Origin of the sequence: Brevundimonas sp. R86498, from assembly GCF_044598075.1 — a bacterium.
Lineage (GTDB): Bacteria > Pseudomonadota > Alphaproteobacteria > Caulobacterales > Caulobacteraceae > Brevundimonas.
Window position 1 is genome coordinate 3,349,755 of record NZ_CP139004.1, and the last position, 17,752, is coordinate 3,367,506.

The 17,752-nt window shown below is 67.3% G+C and carries 21 protein-coding genes; 13 read left to right on the top strand and 8 right to left on the bottom strand.

Going from position 1 to position 17,752, the window contains the following annotated elements; all coding sequences use genetic code 11:
* The first annotated feature begins 34 nt into the window (after nt 1–34).
* Nucleotides 35–823: a DUF2189 domain-containing protein gene (locus tag SJY26_RS16575; RefSeq protein WP_396594071.1), complete on the top strand. Its 789-nt coding sequence runs from the start codon at nt 35–37 to the stop codon at nt 821–823.
* Here the strand turns inward: SJY26_RS16575 and SJY26_RS16580 are convergent.
* Both SJY26_RS16580 and SJY26_RS16585 read right to left on the bottom strand, forming a co-directional pair.
* On the bottom strand, nt 820–1,809 hold the full coding sequence (locus SJY26_RS16580; protein ID WP_396594072.1) for an NAD-dependent epimerase/dehydratase family protein: 990 nt from the start codon (nt 1,807–1,809) through the stop codon (nt 820–822). The two genes, SJY26_RS16575 and SJY26_RS16580, sit on opposite strands and share 4 nt — an antisense overlap.
* Nucleotides 1,806–3,110 (bottom strand): UDP-glucose dehydrogenase family protein, encoded by a 1,305-nt coding sequence (locus SJY26_RS16585; RefSeq protein WP_396594073.1) that lies wholly within the window; start codon nt 3,108–3,110, stop codon nt 1,806–1,808. Before SJY26_RS16585 ends, SJY26_RS16580 begins: the two co-directional genes overlap by 4 nt.
* Before the next feature lie 131 nt (nt 3,111–3,241).
* Between SJY26_RS16585 and SJY26_RS16590 the strand changes: the two genes are divergently transcribed.
* Nucleotides 3,242–4,117 carry a WecB/TagA/CpsF family glycosyltransferase gene (locus SJY26_RS16590; protein WP_396594074.1) on the top strand — a complete coding sequence of 292 codons (876 nt, stop codon included), beginning with the start codon at nt 3,242–3,244 and terminating at the stop codon, nt 4,115–4,117.
* Here the strand turns inward: SJY26_RS16590 and SJY26_RS16595 are convergent, their stop codons facing one another.
* Entirely contained in the window at nt 4,118–6,421 is a 2,304-nt protein-coding gene (locus SJY26_RS16595; RefSeq protein WP_396594075.1) for a glycoside hydrolase family 3 N-terminal domain-containing protein, read from the bottom strand. It abuts the gene before it with no gap.
* 117 nt (nt 6,422–6,538) lie between these two features.
* Here SJY26_RS16595 and queG point away from each other — a divergent pair, with 117 nt between their 5' ends.
* A complete protein-coding gene (queG, locus tag SJY26_RS16600) occupies nt 6,539–7,690 on the top strand; it encodes a tRNA epoxyqueuosine(34) reductase QueG (protein WP_396594076.1) in 1,152 nt (383 codons plus the stop codon).
* A gap of 129 nt (nt 7,691–7,819) precedes the next feature.
* On the opposite strand, the gene SJY26_RS16605 is transcribed toward queG, so the two are convergent.
* Together SJY26_RS16605 and SJY26_RS16610 are read right to left on the bottom strand one after the other, a co-directional pair.
* Nucleotides 7,820–8,347 (bottom strand): FKBP-type peptidyl-prolyl cis-trans isomerase, encoded by a 528-nt coding sequence (locus SJY26_RS16605; protein WP_396594077.1) that lies wholly within the window; start codon nt 8,345–8,347, stop codon nt 7,820–7,822.
* Nucleotides 8,328–9,530 carry a threonine ammonia-lyase gene (locus SJY26_RS16610; RefSeq protein WP_396594078.1) on the bottom strand — a complete coding sequence of 401 codons (1,203 nt, stop codon included), beginning with the start codon at nt 9,528–9,530 and terminating at the stop codon, nt 8,328–8,330. Before SJY26_RS16610 ends, SJY26_RS16605 begins: the two co-directional genes overlap by 20 nt.
* 127 nt (nt 9,531–9,657) lie before the next feature.
* Between SJY26_RS16610 and SJY26_RS16615 the strand changes: the two genes are divergently transcribed.
* From SJY26_RS16615 to SJY26_RS16625, 3 genes are all read left to right on the top strand, one after another.
* Nucleotides 9,658–10,167 (top strand): hypothetical protein, encoded by a 510-nt coding sequence (locus SJY26_RS16615; protein ID WP_396594079.1) that lies wholly within the window; start codon nt 9,658–9,660, stop codon nt 10,165–10,167.
* A 52-nt stretch (nt 10,168–10,219) separates the two neighbouring features.
* Nucleotides 10,220–10,795, top strand: a complete 576-nt coding sequence (locus SJY26_RS16620; RefSeq protein WP_396594080.1) for a BA14K family protein — start codon at nt 10,220–10,222, stop codon at nt 10,793–10,795.
* A gap of 120 nt (nt 10,796–10,915) precedes the next feature.
* Nucleotides 10,916–11,110: a hypothetical protein gene (locus SJY26_RS16625; RefSeq protein ID WP_396594081.1), complete on the top strand. Its 195-nt coding sequence runs from the start codon at nt 10,916–10,918 to the stop codon at nt 11,108–11,110.
* Nucleotides 11,111–11,131: 21 nt separating this feature from the next.
* Here the strand turns inward: SJY26_RS16625 and SJY26_RS16630 are convergent, their stop codons facing one another.
* The 3 genes from SJY26_RS16630 to rplU all read right to left on the bottom strand — a co-directional run bounded on the left by SJY26_RS16630 (nt 11,132) and on the right by rplU (nt 12,647).
* The gene (locus SJY26_RS16630) at nt 11,132–11,665 is read right to left on the bottom strand and encodes a GNAT family N-acetyltransferase (protein WP_396594082.1); all 534 of its coding nucleotides are present in this window, start codon (nt 11,663–11,665) and stop codon (nt 11,132–11,134) included.
* 167 nt (nt 11,666–11,832) lie between these two features.
* Complete coding sequence (gene rpmA / locus SJY26_RS16635) at nt 11,833–12,117, bottom strand: 50S ribosomal protein L27 (protein ID WP_305640856.1); 285 nt, start codon at nt 12,115–12,117, stop codon at nt 11,833–11,835.
* Nucleotides 12,118–12,143: 26 nt separating this feature from the next.
* On the bottom strand, nt 12,144–12,647 hold the full coding sequence (rplU, locus tag SJY26_RS16640) for a 50S ribosomal protein L21 (RefSeq protein ID WP_396594083.1): 504 nt from the start codon (nt 12,645–12,647) through the stop codon (nt 12,144–12,146).
* A gap of 144 nt (nt 12,648–12,791) precedes the next feature.
* Here rplU and SJY26_RS16645 point away from each other — a divergent pair, with 144 nt between their 5' ends.
* The 7 genes from SJY26_RS16645 to SJY26_RS16675 all read left to right on the top strand — a co-directional run bounded on the left by SJY26_RS16645 (nt 12,792) and on the right by SJY26_RS16675 (nt 17,745).
* The gene (locus SJY26_RS16645) at nt 12,792–13,313 is read left to right on the top strand and encodes a hypothetical protein (RefSeq protein ID WP_396594084.1); all 522 of its coding nucleotides are present in this window, start codon (nt 12,792–12,794) and stop codon (nt 13,311–13,313) included.
* Nucleotides 13,314–13,384: 71 nt separating this feature from the next.
* Nucleotides 13,385–14,044: a hypothetical protein gene (locus SJY26_RS16650; protein ID WP_396594085.1), complete on the top strand. Its 660-nt coding sequence runs from the start codon at nt 13,385–13,387 to the stop codon at nt 14,042–14,044.
* Nucleotides 14,045–14,053: 9 nt separating this feature from the next.
* Nucleotides 14,054–15,022 carry a cation diffusion facilitator family transporter gene (locus SJY26_RS16655; RefSeq protein ID WP_396594086.1) on the top strand — a complete coding sequence of 323 codons (969 nt, stop codon included), beginning with the start codon at nt 14,054–14,056 and terminating at the stop codon, nt 15,020–15,022.
* A 225-nt stretch (nt 15,023–15,247) separates the two neighbouring features.
* Complete coding sequence (locus SJY26_RS16660; RefSeq protein WP_396594087.1) at nt 15,248–16,339, top strand: CobW family GTP-binding protein; 1,092 nt, start codon at nt 15,248–15,250, stop codon at nt 16,337–16,339.
* A gap of 43 nt (nt 16,340–16,382) precedes the next feature.
* A complete protein-coding gene (locus tag SJY26_RS16665) occupies nt 16,383–16,652 on the top strand; it encodes an AbrB/MazE/SpoVT family DNA-binding domain-containing protein (protein WP_396594088.1) in 270 nt (89 codons plus the stop codon).
* Nucleotides 16,649–17,047, top strand: a complete 399-nt coding sequence (locus tag SJY26_RS16670; protein WP_396594089.1) for a type II toxin-antitoxin system VapC family toxin — start codon at nt 16,649–16,651, stop codon at nt 17,045–17,047. Before SJY26_RS16665 ends, SJY26_RS16670 begins: the two co-directional genes overlap by 4 nt.
* Nucleotides 17,048–17,061: 14 nt before the next feature.
* Complete coding sequence (locus SJY26_RS16675) at nt 17,062–17,745, top strand: SDR family NAD(P)-dependent oxidoreductase (protein ID WP_396594090.1); 684 nt, start codon at nt 17,062–17,064, stop codon at nt 17,743–17,745.
* Nucleotides 17,746–17,752: the final 7 nt, after the last annotated feature.

The following is a 17,752-nucleotide window of genomic DNA, read 5'->3' on the forward strand; positions in this document are numbered from 1 at the left end:
GCCCTCCACGCCCATTCAATTCTCCGGAGTTCCCATGTCCGCCAGTCCCGCCACGCCCCTGCCTCTCGTTGACCGTCCCGCGGTGCGGCGGATCACAGGCGCGGATCTCGACTGGGCGCTGTCGGAGGGCTGGAAGGACTTCAACGCCAAGCGGGGCGACATTCTGGTGCTGGCGGTGCTCTATCCGTTGCTGGGGTTGCTGACGGCGGTCATCGCCCTGAATGACCGGCTGCTGCCCGTCTTCTTCCCGCTGGTCGCGGGTCTGTCGGTCATGGGGCCCGCTGTCGCGGCGGGATTTTACGAAATCGCGCGGCGCCGAGATCTGGGCATCAGCTCCAGCTGGATGCACTTCTTCGACCCCCTGCGTGGACGCAGCCGCACGCCACTTGTCATCCTGACCCTGATGTCGCTGGTCCTGTTCGGGGTCTGGATCCTCGCCGCCTGGGCCATCTATCAGGCCACCCTTGCGCAGGTCGGTCCGATGACCCTCGCGGGCGGATTTGAGCAACTGTTTTCCACGCCCGAGGGCCTGAATCTCGTCATCATTGGCAACCTGGTCGGGGCCGGCTTCGCGGTTCTGACGGTCTTCCTGACGCTGGTATCCTTCCCCATGGTCGTGGATCGCCCGGTGGATGCCGGCACAGCCGTCGGAACTTCGGTACGGGCCGTAACCCGGAACCTGCCGGCGGTCGCCGCATGGGGTGTGCGGGTGGCGGGACTGCTTCTACTGGGTGCACTGCCCCTGTTCATGGGTCTGGCCGTGGTCCTGCCAGTCCTGGGCTATGCCACCTGGCATCTCTACACGCGAATGATCGAGCGCTAGACCCCGCGCCAGCCCCGCCACCAGTGAACGAAGCGCCCCAGCCCCTCGGCCAGGGCGACCTTCGGCGCATAGCCGGTCAGGGCGTTGAGCTTGGAAACATCGGCATAGGTGGCGGTGACGTCCCCGGCCTGCATCGGCCGCATGACCTTGACCGCCTCGCGCCCGAGCGCGGCTTCGAGGGTCGAGATCATCTCCATCAGGCCGACCGGACTGGAGTCCCCGATGTTGTAGACCTCATGGCCGCCCCGGGCAGGTGGATTGTCCAATACGCCCACCACCCCGTCGACGATGTCGTCGATAAAGGTGAAGTCGCGGGCCATCCTGCCCTCGCCATAGACCTCGATCAACTCGCCGCGCATGATCTTCTCGGTGAAGCCAAAATAGGCCATGTCCGGCCGGCCCATCGGGCCGTAGACGGTGAAGAACCGAAGCCCTGACTGCGGAAAGCCGTACAGGGCCGCATAGCTCTGGCTCATCAGTTCGCAGGACCGTTTGGTGGCCGCATACAGCGACACCGGCGTTACGGTCGGATCGTCCTCGCGGAACCCCTGCCCGGCCAGGGGACGGTCGCCATAGACCGAACTGGACGAGGCATAGACCAGATGCTCGACCCCGCCGTGGCGGCAGGCCTCCATGATCGAGAGATGCCCGGCCAGGTTGGAACGCTCGTAGGCAAACGGGTTCTCGATCGAATAGCGGACCCCGGCCTGGGCCGCGAGGTGCACTACCCGTCGCGCCCCGGACTCCCGGACCAGCTCCTCCATGGCCGGGGCGTCGGCGATGTCGCTCCGCATCATCAGGAACCCCGGAAAGGTCGCCAGGCGCGCAGCCCGCAAGTCTTTCAGGGCAACGTCGTAGTAGGCGTTGAAATCATCGACCCCGATGACGGTCTCGCCCCGCTGCAACAGCCGCTCGGCCACATGCATGCCGACAAAGCCGGCTGCCCCGGTGACAATAACCGGGCCCTGCCCCCCCGAGCCGGTCACGGTTTTCCGACGCCCACATAGTCGAAGCCGTCGGCACGGACTTCTTGCGACCGGTAGACGTTGCGCAGGTCGATCATCAGCGGCCGGGTCATCAGGTCCTTCAGCCGCGTCAGATCCAGCGCCCGGAACTGGTCCCATTCCGTCAGGATGACCACCGCATCGGCCCCCGTTGCGGCCTCATAGGGCCCCTCCGCGAAGGCGACGTTGGACAGCATATGCGCGGCCTCTTTCATCCCCTCGGGATCGAAGGCGGTGACCTTTGCCCCCATGGCCTGAAGCGCGGGGATGATCGACAGACTGGGGCTGTCGCGCATGTCGTCGGTATTGGGCTTGAAGGTCAGGCCCAGGATGGCGACGGTCTTGCCGGCGATGTCGCCGCCGATCGCGGCGCGGATCTTCTCGGCCATGGCCAGTTTGCGCGCGTCATTGACCTCGACCGTGGTCTCGATCAGCCGCACCGGCGCGCCATACTGCTGGGCTGTCCGCACCAGGGCGATCGTGTCCTTGGGGAAGCAGGACCCGCCGTAGCCCGGGCCGGGGTTCAGGAATTTGGAGCCGATCCGGCCGTCCAGTCCGATGCCCTTGGCCACCTGCTGCACATCGGCGCCGACCTTTTCGCACAGGTCGGCCATCTCGTTGATGAAGGTGATCTTCATCGCGAGGAAGCCGTTGCCGGCATATTTGATCAGCTCGGAGGTGCGGCGCGAGGTGTAGACGACCGGAAACTCGTTCAGGCTCAGCGGGCGATAGAGCTCGGCCATGGCGGCTTTCGCCCGCTCATCCTCGACCCCGATGACGACCCGGTCGGGGCGTTTGAAGTCCTCGATCGCCGCGCCCTCGCGCAGGAACTCGGGGTTGGAGACGACGGCGAACTGGGCGTTCGGGTTGGCCTTCTTCATGATCGCCTCGACCTCGTCGCCGGTGCCCACCGGCACGGTCGACTTGGTGACGATGACGGTGAAGTCCTGGATCAGCCCGGCGATCTCCTCGGCGGCGGCATAGACGTAGGACAGGTCGGCATGACCGTCGCCGCGCCGGGTCGGTGTGCCCACGGCGATGAAGATGATCTCGGCATTGCGGATCGCCTCGGACCCGTCGACCGCGAAGGACAGACGGCCCGCCTTTACATTGTCGGCGACCAGCTGTTCCAGGCCCGGCTCGAAGATCGGGATCTCGCCCCGGTTCAGCCGCTCAATCTTGGACGGATCCTTGTCGACGCACACCACCGTGTGACCGAAATCCGCAAAACAGGCCCCGGAGACCAGGCCCACATAGCCTGTTCCGATCATGGTCACGCGCATCGAACACCCTCCCCTGGCGACAGCGCGACAGCCTTAGCCCAGTCGATGGTGCGGTGCAAAACATCCTGGTGTACGGCGCGTTAAGTCTCTCCCCTCACCGGATGTTGAGGCTGATCGGTCAGGCTGTCGCGATGACCGAGACCGTCCTCCCGGCCTTTGACGCAGCACCGGCAGACCGCCGGGAAGCCGCGCGTCGCCCGTTCCGAAAGGCGCGGCGCGGGCGCGAGCGGGTACGTCTGCTCGGCCAGACGGTGGACCTCGTCCGCCCCGAAGAGGTGATGCATCACGTCGAGACCTGGGTCGAGGCACGCCGGAAGGTCGTGATCGCCAATCACAACCTGAACAGCATGGCCCTGCTGCGTCGCAATCCCGACCTCGCCCGCTTCTACGACAGGGCCGATCTCGTCGAGGTCGATTCCACGCCGCTGGTTCAATTCGCGCGTCTGCTGGGACTCCGGGGCCGCGGCTTTCATCGCTGCACCTATCTGGACTGGCGCGACCATTTCTGGAGCGTCGCCGCCCGCAAGGGCTGGCGTGTGCTCTACGTCGGCGGAGAGCAGGCCGTGGTGGACTGTGCGCGGGAGCGCCTGTCGACCCGTTATCGCGGTGCCGAGATCCGCGTCCGGAACGGCTTTTTCGACGCCGCGCCCGGGTCAGCAGACAATGCGTCGATCCTCGCCGAGGCGGCAGCCTTCGCGCCGCACATCCTGTTCGTCGGCATGGGCATGCCCCGCCAGGAACTCTGGATCCTGAACCATCTCGAGGCGCTGCCGGACTGCGCCATCTTCTCGGTCGGCGCCGCCTTCGACTATGAGGCGGGGGCCCAGAAACCTGCGCCCCGCTGGATGGGCCGCATGGGGGTCGAATGGCTGTTCCGGCTTGCCCATGACCCCCGACGCCTTGCCAAACGCTATCTGATCGAGCCGTGGAGCCTGAGCGGCCTGATCCTCGCCGACATCCGCACCGCCTGGCGGGCGCGACGAACCGCTACGCCCGACAGGGGCTGATCAGGCCGGGGGAGCCAGCCTCACGGTCACCGGCGTACCGGCCTGGGCCGAAGAGGTCAGCCAGACATTGAACACCCCCGGCTCGACCGTGGGCCGACCGTCGCCGCCGATGAACTCCAGCTGGCTGCGACGCAGGGTGAAGACGGCCGCCTTCGTCTCGCCGGCCGCCAGCGTCACCTTTCGAACGTCCCGGAGTCGTCGTCCGGGCTGGACCAGACTGGCCACCCGGTCGTGGATGTAAAGCTGCACGGTTTCCTCCACCGCGCGGTCCCCGGTGTTGGTGACGCTGACGGAGAGCTCGACACTCCCGTCCCATGCCAGACTCGTCTCTGACGGGGTCACCGCACCATAGGTCACCGCGCCATAGGTCAGGCCGTGGCCGAAGGGATAGAGGGCTGTGTTTGTCGTCTCGCGATAGCGGGCCACATACTCCTGGGTCGCCAGGCTGTTGTCGGCCGGGCGACCGGTGATCCTGTGGTCATAGCTGTAGGGCGACTGGCCCGACCGGTGCGGGAAACTGACCGGCAGACGGCCGGACGGCGAGACCTTGCCGAACACCACATCGGCCACGGCATGGCCCATCTCGCTGCCGAGGAACCAGGTGACCACGATGGCAGGCGCGTCCTTGACCGGCCCGGCCAGTTCCAGCGCCCGGCCGTTCCGCAGCAGCACCACGACCGGCTTGCCCGTCGCCGCCACTGCCTCGGCCAGGGCCCGCTGGGGCGCGGGAATATCGATCTCGGTTCGGGACTGGGCCTCGCCCGACATCCGGGTGCTCTCGCCGATGGCCAGCACCACCACATCGGCCTGACCCGCCGCCAGAACCGCCGCCTCGATGCCGCCGGCCAGTTCGGCCTCGACCTCACTGCCCTTGACCACGACCAGATCGCCCGCGTCGGCCATGGCCGCGCGGAACCCCGCCTCCAGCGAGACCCGTCGGCTCTCGTCGCCCCAGATGGTCCAGGGGCCGAAGATGTTGTCGACGTCGTCGCCGAACGGCCCGATCAGGGCGATCTTCTGGCCCGAGGGCTTCAGGGGCAGCAGCGCCCCCTCGTTCTTCAGCAGGACGATCGACTTCACGCCGGCCTCGCGGGCCAGATCGTGGTGGGCCTTCGACCCGACCACGGCCCGTTCCCGCCTCGGATCACAGCCGCGGTAGGGATTGTCGAACAGACCCAGCGCCGCCTTGGTCATCAGCACCCGACGCACCGCCTGATCGACCCGGGCCAGCGGCACATCCCCCTTGGCCACCAGATCGGGGATGTGTTCCAGATACAGACCCGAGACCATCGACATGTCGACCCCGGCCAGCAGGGCGATCCGGGCGGCGTCCCGCCCGTCGGCGGCAAAGCCGTGGGCGATCAGCTCGTTCTCGGAGGTGTAGTCCGACACGACGAAACCGGCGAAACCCCACTCGTCGCGCAGGATATCGGTCAGCAGCCAGGGATTGCCGGTCACCGGCACCCCGTTCAGGGCATTGAACCCGCTCATCACCGACAGGGCCCCGGCCTCGAAGGCCGCCTTGAACGGCGGCAGGAATACCCCGCGCAGGGTCGCCTCCGACATGTCCGTGGTGTTGTAGTCCATCCCCGCGATGGCGGCGGAATAGGCGGCAAAATGCTTGGGCGTGGCCAGCAGGGCGTCGCGATCGGCCAGTCCCCGCTCCCCCTGGAAACCGCGCACGCGGGCGGCGGACAGGACCTCGTTCAGCCAGACATCCTCGCCGGCTCCCTCGACCACCCGGCCCCAGCGCTGGTCGCGCGCCACATCGACCATGGGCGCATAGGTCTGGTGCACGGCCGAGGCCGCGCCTTCCACTGCCGCCGCCCGCGCGGTGCGCTGCGCCAGGTCCGGGTCGAATGCGGCGGCCTCGGCCAAGGGCACGGGGAAGACGGTCTTCAGTCCGTGGATGATGTCGGCCGCGAACAGCAGGGGAATGCCCAGCCGGCTTTCCTCGACCGCGATCGTCTGGATCCGGCGGCCCGCATCGGCCCCGATGCCGTTGAACAGATTGCCGACCGTGCCTTCACGGATCATCTGCGTCACGCGGGCGGGATCGCCCTGCCCGTCCAGCGGATTGACGTTCTGGGGCCGGAAGCGGAAGGGATCGGCCAGAAGGTTCAGCTGACCCGCCTTCTCCTGGATGGTCATGCGGGCGATCAGGGCGTCGACCCGGGCCAGATTGTCGGCCTGACGCGCGGAGGCCACCCGGGGGGCTCCGATCCAGCCGGCCCCGAGGGCGGCTAGACCGGCGGCACCGCTCAGCATGTGGCGGCGGGTGAGCGTTTGCGCGCTGGACGTCATCGGGGCTTCCTCGGTGGTTTCTTGTGTAACCGTTTACAGGCTCTCGCCGCCGCTGTCAGGTCACGGGATGTTTCTCCGGGGTCGCCGGTCCGACCCGAAAGCCGCTAGAAGCCGGTCATGGTCGATCTCCGCGACAATCTCCGCGCCCGGGCCGCCGACCTCGGCTTCACCGTCTGCCGCTTCGCCTCGGCCGCCGCGCCGTGGAGCGCCGGGGAACGACTGGCCCATTTCGTCGAGGCGGGCCGCCACGGCGATATGGGCTGGATGGAGACGACGCTCGAACGTCGGGCCCACCCCACCGCCATGTGGGCCGATGCCCGGACCGCCATCGTTCTGGGGCTGAACTATGGCCCGGACAGCGATCCCCTGCCGGAACTGTCCGACCGCTCGGCCGGCTATATCTCGGTCTATGCCCGGGGCGACGACTATCACGAGGTCATCAAGGGCCGGCTGAAGACCCTGGCCGGTCAGGTCGCCGCCCGGCTGGGGGCCGAGGTCAAGGTGTTCGTCGACACCGCCCCCCTGATGGAAAAGCCTCTCGCCCAGCGCGCCGGCCTCGGCTGGCAGGGCAAGCACACCAATCTGCTCAGCCGCGCGCACGGCAACTGGCTGTTCCTCGGTGTCATCCTGACCGCAGCCGAGATTGAACCCGACCCGCCCGAGACCGAACACTGCGGCTCCTGCACCGCCTGCCTGACCGCATGCCCGACCAATGCCTTCCCGGCCCCGTTCCAGCTCGATGCGCGCCGCTGCCTGTCCTATCTGACCATCGAGCATGCCGGCCCCTGGCCGATGGAGTTTCGTACCCTCACCGGGGCCCGCATCTACGGCTGCGACGACTGTCTGGCCGTCTGTCCGTGGAACAAGTTCGCCGAGGCCTCGCGCGAGGCCCGGCTGACGGCCCGCGAGGCCCTGGTCAGCCCCCGCCTCGCCGATCTCGCCGCGCTGGACGACCCGGCCTTCCGCGCCCTGTTCTCGAAGAGCCCGATCAAACGCATCGGCCGCGACCGGTTCGTGCGCAATGTCCTGTACGCCATCGGCAACAGCGGGGATCCGGCGCTGGTCGGGGCGGCGGAGCGTTTGCTCAACGATCCATCACCGCTGGTGCGTGGCGCGGCGGTGTGGGCGTTGTCGCGGCTCGATCCGAACGGTTTTACGAACCAGCGAGAGGTGAGGCTGGGACGCGAGGAAGACGAAGCCGTTCGCGCGGAGTGGCACGGCCTCGCCCTTCCCCCGCTTGCGGGGGAAAGCGGTCCGGCGATCGCGTAGCGATCCAGGACCGATGGGGGAACCTTTCCAGTCGACGGGCGACCACAGACCTCCCCCATCGTCACGCGTGTCGCTTCGCTCCACGACGCGACACTTCCCCCGCGAAGAGCGGGGGAAGGGCTGATCGTCCTACCCCGTCGCCACTCCGACACCCCGGCCGCCGCCGGGCACGGGGGCCACGTCCAGCAGCCTGATGCGGAACACCAGCACCGAGTTCGGCGGGATGTCCGCCCCCTGCCCGCGCTCGCCGTATCCGAGTTCCGGCGGCACATAGAGGGTCCATTCGTCGCCGACCTTCATCAGCTGCAGCGCCTCGGTCCAGCCCGGCACCACCTGTTCGGCCGTCGTCACATAGGGCTGGCCGCGCGAGAAGGAGCTGTCGAACACCGACCCGTCGGTCAGGGCCCCCTCATAGTCGACCCGCACCAGATCGTTGCGGTCGGGGCTGGCCGCGCCCGCGGGCCCCGACTCCACCACCTTGTACTGCAGGCCCGACGGCAGGGTCTGGACGCCGTCAGACTTGGCATTGGACTCCATGAAGAAGGCCGCCGCCCGCGCGTTGGCCTCGACATCAGCACCACCGGCCGCCTCGCGGTTGCAGCCACTGACCGCCAGCGCACCGGCGACCACCATCATGCTAGCCCATCCGAAGCGCATAACCCTTGTCCTTCAAAGCCTGTCCGATCTCGTCGGCGTGGGCGCTATCGCGTGTTTCGACCATGATGTCGAACTCCGCCCCCTTGGCCGGCACGTCCAGCGCCAGCCGGTTGTGGACCACATCGATGATGTTGCCGCCGATCCCGCCGATCACAGCCGCCATGGCCGACAGCATGCCCGGCCGGTCGTCGCCCAGGATGCGATAGACGATCAACCGCCGCTCCCGGACCATCTCGCGGTTCAGCACCACCGCCAGCATCCGCGCATCGATATTGCCGCCGCACAGCACCAGCCCGACCTTCATGCCCTTGAACCGCTCCGGCTGGGCCAGCAGGGCCGCAAGGCCCCCGGCTCCAGCCCCTTCGGCCACGGTCTTTTCCAGGGTGGCGAACAGGGCGACCGCCTTTTCGAAATCCTCCTCGGCGCAGACGATCACATCCTCGACCAGCGGATCGGCCAGGGCGAAGGGGATGTCGCCGACGGCCTTGATGGCGATGCCCTCGGCGATGGTCGCGCCGCCGCAGACCGGGGTCTCGCCCTTCCGGCGCGCGCTGAAGGACGGGTACATCGCCGCCTCCACGCCGAAGATGCGGATGTCGGGCTTCATCGCCTTCGCCGCGATCGAACAGCCGGCGATCAGACCGCCGCCCCCGATGGGGATGATCAGGGCATCCAGATCCGGCGCGTCCTCGAGGAATTCGATGGCGCAGACCCCCTGCCCCGTCACGATCCCTTCATCGTCAAAGGCCGAGATGAAGACGAAGCCCTCCTCATCCCTGAGCCGGTGGGCCTCCTCGGTCGAGCCGGTGAAGTCCGCCCCCTTGATGACCACTGTGGCCCCATGGCTGCGTGTCCCGTCCACCTTGGTGAAGGGCGTGCCCTCGGGCATGACGATCGTCACCGGCACCCCCAGTCGGCCGCCGTGATAGGCCAGCGCCTGGGCATGGTTCCCGGCCGAGGCCGCGACCACGCCGCGCTTCATCTCTTCCGGCGTCAGCGACAGCAGACGGTTCAGCGCGCCGCGCTCCTTGAAGCTGCCAGTGAAATGCAGGTTATCGTATTTGACCCAGACCTCGGCCCCGGTCAGTTGCGACAGCCGACGGGAGTGGCGCACCGGAGTGCGATCGACCTGGCCGGCGATCCGGTCCCGGGCCGCCTGAATGTCCGCGAATACGACTGTCATGGGGATCCTCTACGCTGGCCTTGTGGCGCCCGACGTCAGGTCTCGCAACCTTGACCTTATTCACGCATTGGGCGTCATGTGCCGTCGCCCTGTCCGGCGAACCCTGTGCCTGATCCAGAGAGTTCCGATGTCGATTCGCGTCCTTGCCCTGCCCGTCCTTGCCGCCGCCCTGACCCTGTCCGCCTGCGCCACCGCCCCGGGGCCGGGAGCCGGCTTCAACGCCGCCTCCACGGCCTTCAATGCCGCCGATTTCGACTGGTCCGCACGGGCGGGTACGGCCTCGATCCAGGGCCGGGTGGCCTATCGCCGGGAGGGTCAGGTCTTTGACTGCACCGGCTCGGTCGCGCTGACGCCGGACACGCCCTACACGCGGGCCCGCTTCATGACGCTCTACGGCTCAACCACCCAGGCGGCGATCCCGGAGGCCGTCGTGCGGGCCAGGACGGTGCCGGATCCCAACGCCGACTATCGCTCCTTCGTCCGGTCGCAGACCTGCCAGAACGGCAGCTTCCAGTTCGACGGCCTGCCCGACGGCAGCTGGTTTCTGATCACCCCCGTCAGCGCGGGCGGCGACCGCATCGTCCTGATGCGGCGCGTCGAGACCCGCGCGGGCCGCGTGGCCAACATCACCCTGTAGAGGCGTAACCGATTTACCGGCGGGCAGGTCCCGCCCAACCGAGGCCTGCACCATGAGAGTCCCCGCCGCCGCCCTTGCCGCCGTTCTGGTCCTGACCGGGGCCATGCCCGCCACGGCCCAGACCTGGGAGCCCCGCACACGGACGTGGTCCAGCCACGGCGGCTACGGGTTCAACGGTCAGGCGGACCGGCCCGGCGACTACCGGTGCGATGCCTACTGGGACGCCGGACGGACCGATTGCGGCGCGGCGTGGCGCGACCAGCGCCCCTTCGTCCGTCGTTACAGCAGCCACCCGGGCTATGACGCGCACCCCCGCTACGGCCACGGCGGGTATGGATACGGTCAGGGCCAGACCTACGACTACGGCCAAGGCTACGGCGGGTATGGCGGCTCCGGTCACTATGGCCAACATTCCGCCGGCGAGGGGGTCAGCTACCACGGAGCCTATGGCCGGCCGGATCAGGTCTATCCCGGCTCCGGCCATGGCGGCCAGGTTGGGGCCCGGTACGGTGCCGTTGGCTATCGCGACACCGGCCGCTCGGCCTGGTGCGCCTCACGCTATCGCTCCTACGACCCCGCCAGCGGCTACTACCGGGCGTACTCGGGTCGTCTGGTTTTCTGCGGATAACTCGGGTCATCCGATCACGGATTGGTGGCTAACCGGCGTTCGCCATCTTTCGGACGCACCGCGAACGCCTTGGTCGGTGCGGTCCACGAGGGACCGGTCCAGAGTTCAGGGAGCGCGTCCATGTCCCAGCACAATATCATCGGTTCAGAAGCCTTCGACCGGTCCCCCTTCGTCATCATCCGCTCGGTGAAGACCGGCGGCATGCGGCGGCGGCAGACCCGCACCGCCTTCGCCTTCGTGGCCGGAGCCTGCGCAGCGGTGATCGGCGGAGTCGTGGCGGCCGTCGTCGCCTTCGGCCCGGCGCTCGGTGCCTGAACCCTCCCCTTCAGGGGAGGATCACGCCAACCACACCATCCGGCGCGTCTCGACCGGCTCGCCCCGCGCCTTGCTGAATTGCTTGCGCACCTCGCCCGTATAGAGGAACCCGGCCTTCTCCAGCACCCGGCCGGATGCAGGGTTGTCCGCGAAATGGCCTGACACCAGGGCGCGCTTTCTCCAGCGCCTGCCCGTCCACAACAGTGCCCCTTCCAGGGCCTCTGTTGCGAAACCGCGGCCCCAGTAAGGCCGTCCGATCCAGTAACCGGCCTCCGGTGCCGGATCGGCATCCTCGAACAGACCGATGACGCCCACCGGCCCCAAAGCCTCGTGCTCGATCAGGAAGGTGTTGGCCTTCGCGGGATCCTGCGCCGCCACGGCCACGACGAACGCCTCGGCGTCGTTCGCTCCATAGGGGTAGGGCATCCGCAGGGTCATGCGGCTGATGTCTTCGTCGTTGGCCAGCCGCGCGATGGCGGGGATGTCCTGCGGCGACGGCGCTCTTAGCAGCAGCCGCCGCGTCTCCACGACCGGAGAGGTTTCGATGACGCACATGTTTCCAGCCTCTTCACGGGGTCCGCCTCCTTGGAGGGCTCGGGCGGACTTCGAGGGGGGAAACGAAAACGGGGAGCCTGGTGATCCAGAACTCCCCGCGGAAATAATCCCCTGGTCCGGATCGGCTGCTGTTTGGGGAGCAGCGCGATCCGGGATCCGGTATCGCGCTACTCGGCGGCGAGGGCCTGCTGGTCGTCGTTCGCCGGAATGATCGACACGTAACAACGGCCGTTGGCTTTCTTGGTGAATTTCACCGCGCCGTGCTCGGTGGCGAACAGGGTGTGGTCGCGGCCAAGGCCCACGTTCTCACCCGGGTGGAAGGTGGTTCCGCGCTGGCGCACGAGGATGTTGCCGGCCAGCACGTTCTCGCCGCCGAATTTCTTCACGCCAAGGCGTTTGGAATGGGAGTCGCGACCGTTACGCGACGAACCACCGGATTTCTTGTGAGCCATCTGGGCGCTCCCGTTCTTTTACTGTCTTACGCTTCGGTCGAAGCGTCGGTGTCGGGGGTGGCGGCGGCCTTCTTGGCCGGTGCCTTCTTGGCGGCGGGCTTGGGAGCCTCGGCCTCGACCGGAGCCGCCTCGACGCGGGGAGCCAGGCCCCGGGCGCGCAGGTTGATCTCGGCCTTGGTGGTCAGGTCGACCTTGCCGTCCCACTTGGCGGACTGGCCGGCACCGTCGATGCCCATGATGCGCAGGACCAATTCCATCTGGCGATGGCCGTTGGTCCGGCGGTAGCCCTGACGGCGGGTCTTCTTGAAGATCTTGATCTTCTCGCCCTTGCGGGTCTCGATCAGGGTCGCTGCGACGGTGGCACCGTCGATCAGCGGCGCACCCAGGGTCACGCCCTTGTCGCCGCCCAGCATGAGCACCTGACCCAGGTTGAGGACGTCGCCGGCCGCGCCGTCGAGCTTCTCGACCACGATCGTGTCGCCCGGTTGGACCCGGTACTGCTTGCCGCCGGTCTTGATCACCGCGTACATCTTGAAGCCTTGGCTAACGCAAAAAAGAAGGCGCCCGCCGGGAAGACCCCGCGGGCGAAGAGCGGCGACATATACGGACAGGCCGGTCGGAGTCAACGCGAAAGGCCGCCCCCGGCCGCCAAAACACTGTGCAGGAGGTACGAGGTGGACGGTGTGATAACCACGGGGAAGGCCAGCACCGGCTTCTGGGCCGATCTTGTCGGGGCCAGCGATCGGTGGGGTCGGACAATCCTGTTCGCCACCGTGCTCGGGCGTCTGGCGATTCTCCCTGTCGTGGCCCTGATCTACATCCTTGTCCCCGGCACGACCGGAGAAGGCTATTCCGGCGAACTAACGGACCTGGGCCCCGCCGAACTGGTCGCCGCCCTGTTGGTGGCCCCCCTTGTCGAGAGCCTCATCATTGTCTTTCTGGTCTGGCTGGTCGGCATCCGGCTCGGCGCGCCTGTCTGGCTGACAGCCCTGCTGACGGCGGCCGTTTTCGTCCCGATGCACGGACTGGTGCTGGTCTCGCTCATCATCGCTCCGTTGTTTGCCCTGATGGCTGCGATCCAGATGAACTGGAGACGCAAGGGCCGGGAATGGACGGGCTTCTGGATCATCACGGCGATCCACTTTCTGGGTAACCTGAGCGCGGTTGCACTCACGGCGATCATGCCGGCCCCCTGAAGCAGCCCCCAGGGCGAGGAAAATCCCACGCTACCCTCGACTGTTACAAAGTAACACGGTATAGCCGGGGAATGTCGCCGCCCGATCTCCAGCAGCCGGTTCTCTGGTCCCTTCTCGGGGGCGGATTCGTCGCGGCCTTTCTGCACGCCGCCCTGCCCACCCACTGGCTGCCGTTCGTGCTCGTCGGCCGGGCCCAGCGCTGGAGCCTCGCCCGCAGCCTTCTGGCCGTCTCGGCGGCGGGCCTTGCCCATATCGCCAGCACCGTGGTCGTCGGCAGCCTGATCGTTGCCGCCGGCATGGCGATGGACGGATTGATCGCGGGCTTCCTGCCGTGGCTGTCCGCCCTGCTGCTGTTCGGTTTCGGCACCTTCTATCTGATCCGCTCGATCATCCGGCGACCTGTCATGGCCGGCGGGCCTTCAGAGGATCTGCCCGAGCCTACCGTGTCCCATGCCACCGCCTTCTGGGGACTGGTCGCCGTCATGGCGCTGTCGCCGGGCGAGGTGCTGCTGCCGATCTATATGTCCTCGGCGCAGGAAGGGGTGATGGCCCTGGTCCTGCTGACGCTGATGTTCGCGGTCGGCACGATTCTCGGCATGGCCACCTTCACCGCCCTCGCCCGCGCAGGGGCCTCCATCCTGCGGCTGGAACGCTGGGCGCGGTATGAGGGCGCGATCCTCGGAGTCGCCCTGATCGTGATCGGGTTGGTCATCGTCACGCACCAGCACTAGGGTCCGCACATGGCGGCTCACGACCACGCGCATCACGATCACGATCACCATGACCACGATCATCACGGTCATGGCCATGGGCACAGCCATGGCCACGCCCACGGCCATGCCCACGGGCCGGTCGACACCGGCGACTGGCGCTACGGCGTGGGCCTGCTGGTCAACCTCGCCTTCGTCGCCTGCGAGTTTGGCGCGGGGATCTGGTCAGGCTCCACAGCCCTCATGGCCGACGCCGGCCACAACCTGTCGGACGTTCTGGGACTGGCCATGGCGGGGGGCGCGGCCGTCCTTGCCCGTCGGGTCGCCAGCAAACAGCTGACCTATGGTTTCGGCAAAGCCACCATCCTGGCCGCCCTCGCCAATGCCCTGCTGCTGATTTTCGCCTGCGGAGCCATCGCCTTCGAGGCCGTCCAGCGCCTCGCGGATCCCGCGCCCGTCCAGTCCGGCGTGGTCATGATCGTCGCCGGCATCGGCTTCGTCATCAACCTCGGCACCGCCCTGATGTTCATGCGCGACCAGCACAGCGACCTGAATGCCCGGGGGGCCTATCTGCATATGATGGCCGACGCCGGGGTCTCGATCGGCGTGGTGATCTCGGGCGCGATCATGCTGTTCACCGGCTGGTCGATCCTCGATCCCCTGGTCTCGGTCGTCATCGTGGCGGTGATCCTGTGGGGGACCTGGGGCCTGCTCAAGGACTCTGTCGGCCTCGCCATGGACGCCGCCCCGGCCTCGGTCGACGTGACGGCCGTCCGGCAGGCCCTGTCCGCCCTCCCCGGCGTCCTCTCGGTCCATGACCTGCACGTCTGGAACCTGTCCACCACCAGCACGGCCCTCACCGCCCACCTCGTCCATGACCGCAGCGACCCCCGCGCCCTGCTGGCCGAGGCGCAGGGGCTCGTGAAGTCGAAGTTCTCCATCGGCCATACGACGATCCAGCTCGAAACCGATGTCATGCCCGACTGCCCGGACTGCTAGACCGATCAGCCCTTCCCCCGCTTGCGGGGGAAAGCGGTCCGTCCTTGAGCGAAGCGAGAGCAGGACCGATGGGGGAACTTTCCTGCTGTCGGTGAAGCGTCGCACATCCCCCATCGTCACGCGTGTCGCTTCGCTCCACGACGTGACACTTCCCCCATGAAGAATGGGGGAAGGGCGGGCCCCCTCCATCTTTCGCTTCGTCCTCACGCCCCCTAGATGAGCCCCATGACCGACACCCGCATTCCCGTCACCGTCCTCACCGGCTATCTCGGTGCGGGCAAGACCACCCTGCTCAACCGCATCCTCACCGAGGACCACGGCAAGCGCTACGCCGTCATCGTCAATGAGTTCGGCGAGATCGGCATCGACAACGACCTCGTGGTCGGGGCCGATGAGGACGTGTTCGAGATGAACAACGGCTGCGTCTGCTGCACGGTGCGCGGCGACCTGATCCGCGTCGTCGCCGGTCTCATGAAGCGCCAGAAGCCCGGCGCACCCGCATTCGACGCCATCATCGTCGAGACCACCGGCCTCGCCGACCCCGGCCCGGTGGCCCAGACCTTCTTCGTCGACGAGGACGTCAAGGCGAAGACCAGACTGGACAGCGTCACCGCCCTGGTCGACGCCCGCCACGTCATGGCCCGGCTAAACGACTCGAAAGAGGCCCGCGAACAGGTCGCCTTCGCCGACCGTATCATCCTGAACAAGGTCGACCTCGCCTCGGAAGACGAACTGGTCGCGGTGGAACAGCGGCTGCGCGCCCTGAACCCGCTGGCCCCCATCACCCGGGCCGAACGGGCCAATGTCCCCCTCGATCAGGTGCTGGGTCTCGGGGGCTTCGACCTCGAGCGCATCCTCGACATCAACCCCGAGTTCGCCAATCCGGCGCACGGCGAGGCCGGCCACGTCCATGACGAACACTGCGGCCATGACCACCACGGTCACGACCATGCCCACGACCACCATGACCATGACCATGACCATGACCACAGCCATGGTGCCCGCGGCCATGACCACGGCGACGACATCAAGGGCATCTCCCTGTCGCTGGACCGCCCGATGAACGGCGTGCGCTTCACCCAGTGGCTGGACCAGCTTCTGGGCCAGCAGGGCCAGAACATCCTGCGCGCCAAGGGCATCATCGACGTCCAGGGCGAGGACCGCCGTCTGGTCTTCCAGGCCGTCCACATGATCCTCGAGGGCGACCTGCAGCGCGCCTGGGGTCCCGAGGAACGCCGCTGGAGCCGCGCCGTCTTCATCGGCCGCGACCTCGACGAGGCCGCCCTGAAAGCCGGGTTCGATGCCTGCGCGGCTTGAAAGTAAGGCAGTTTTGCCTTACTTTCTGTAAGTGAGAAGCCCCATGGTTACCCTGACGCTGACCGCCAAGAACCAGCTGACCCTCCGCAAGGAGGTCGTCAAACATCTCGGTCTCAAGCCGGGTGACAAGGTCGAGGCCGAGCTGCGTCCCGACGGTCGCGTCGAACTGACCGCACCGAAGCCAAAGACGGGGCACATTTCGGATGCCTTTGGCATCATCAAGGTCAAACCCGGCACGCCGCATCTGAGCATTGATGACATGAACGAGGTCATCGCCGAAGGCTGGGCGGAAATGGGTCGTCGCGGTCTTTGAGGCTCGCTCCCGATACCAATGTCCTTGTGCGCGTCGTGATGAATGATGACGCCGAGCAGGCTGAGATGGCCCGTCGCTCTCTGGCCGACGCCGAGGCCATCTATTTCACCCTGCCCGCGCTCTGCGAGACGGCCTGGGTCCTGAAAAAATTCTACGGTGCCTCACGCGAGGAAATCGCTCTGGCCATCCGGGCGCTCACGGGAGCCAGCAGTGCTGTTTTCGACGTCGGGGCGGTCTTGGCCGGGCTGGGCCTGCTGGATACAGGGGGCGACTTCGCCGATGGCGTCATCGCGGCGGCCGGGATCGGTATGGGCGCTGAGGCTTTCCTGACGTTCGACAAGGCAGCGGCAAAGCGACTGGCCGATGCCGGTATTCCTGTTCGGCACCCCCTCTAGAGATCGGCACACCCATGCCCAAATCCATCCTTGTCGTCGGGGCCTCGCGCGGCCTCGGTCTCGGCCTCGTCGCCGAGCATCTGAAGCGCGGCTGCGACGTCATCGCCACCGTCCGCAAGCCCGCGGATGAACCTGCCCTCAAGGTCCTGCCGGGGACTGAACGGCTGACGATCCACCATCTGGACGTGACGTCGGACGCCGACATCGCGCGGTTGGCCGCCGACCTGCCCGGACCAATCGACGTCGTCTTCATCAACGCCGGTGTCTCCGGTCCCCGCAGCGTGACCGGGGCCAGTCCCGATGAACTGAACGCGGTGATGCAGGCCAATGTCTTTGGCCCCATCCGGCTGGCGCACGCCTTGAGCGACAAGGTCCGCGAACAGACCGGCGTGTTGGCCCTGATGTCCAGCATCATGGGCTCCATCGGCGAGAACACCTCCGGCGGCATGGAGGTCTATCGCGCCACCAAGACGGCCCAGAACAGTTTTGCCCGCAGCCTGTGGCTTGGTTCGGCCCGCAGTCGCGGCGTCACGGTCCTGTCGATCCATCCCGGTTGGGTGAAGACCGACATGGGCGGCGCAGGAGCCGACATCGACGTGCAGACCAGCGCCACCGGCATGGCCGATCAACTGGCTGCCCACGCCGGCTCCCATGCCCATCGCTTCATTGACTACAGCGGACGCGAGATCGCGTGGTAACGCACCC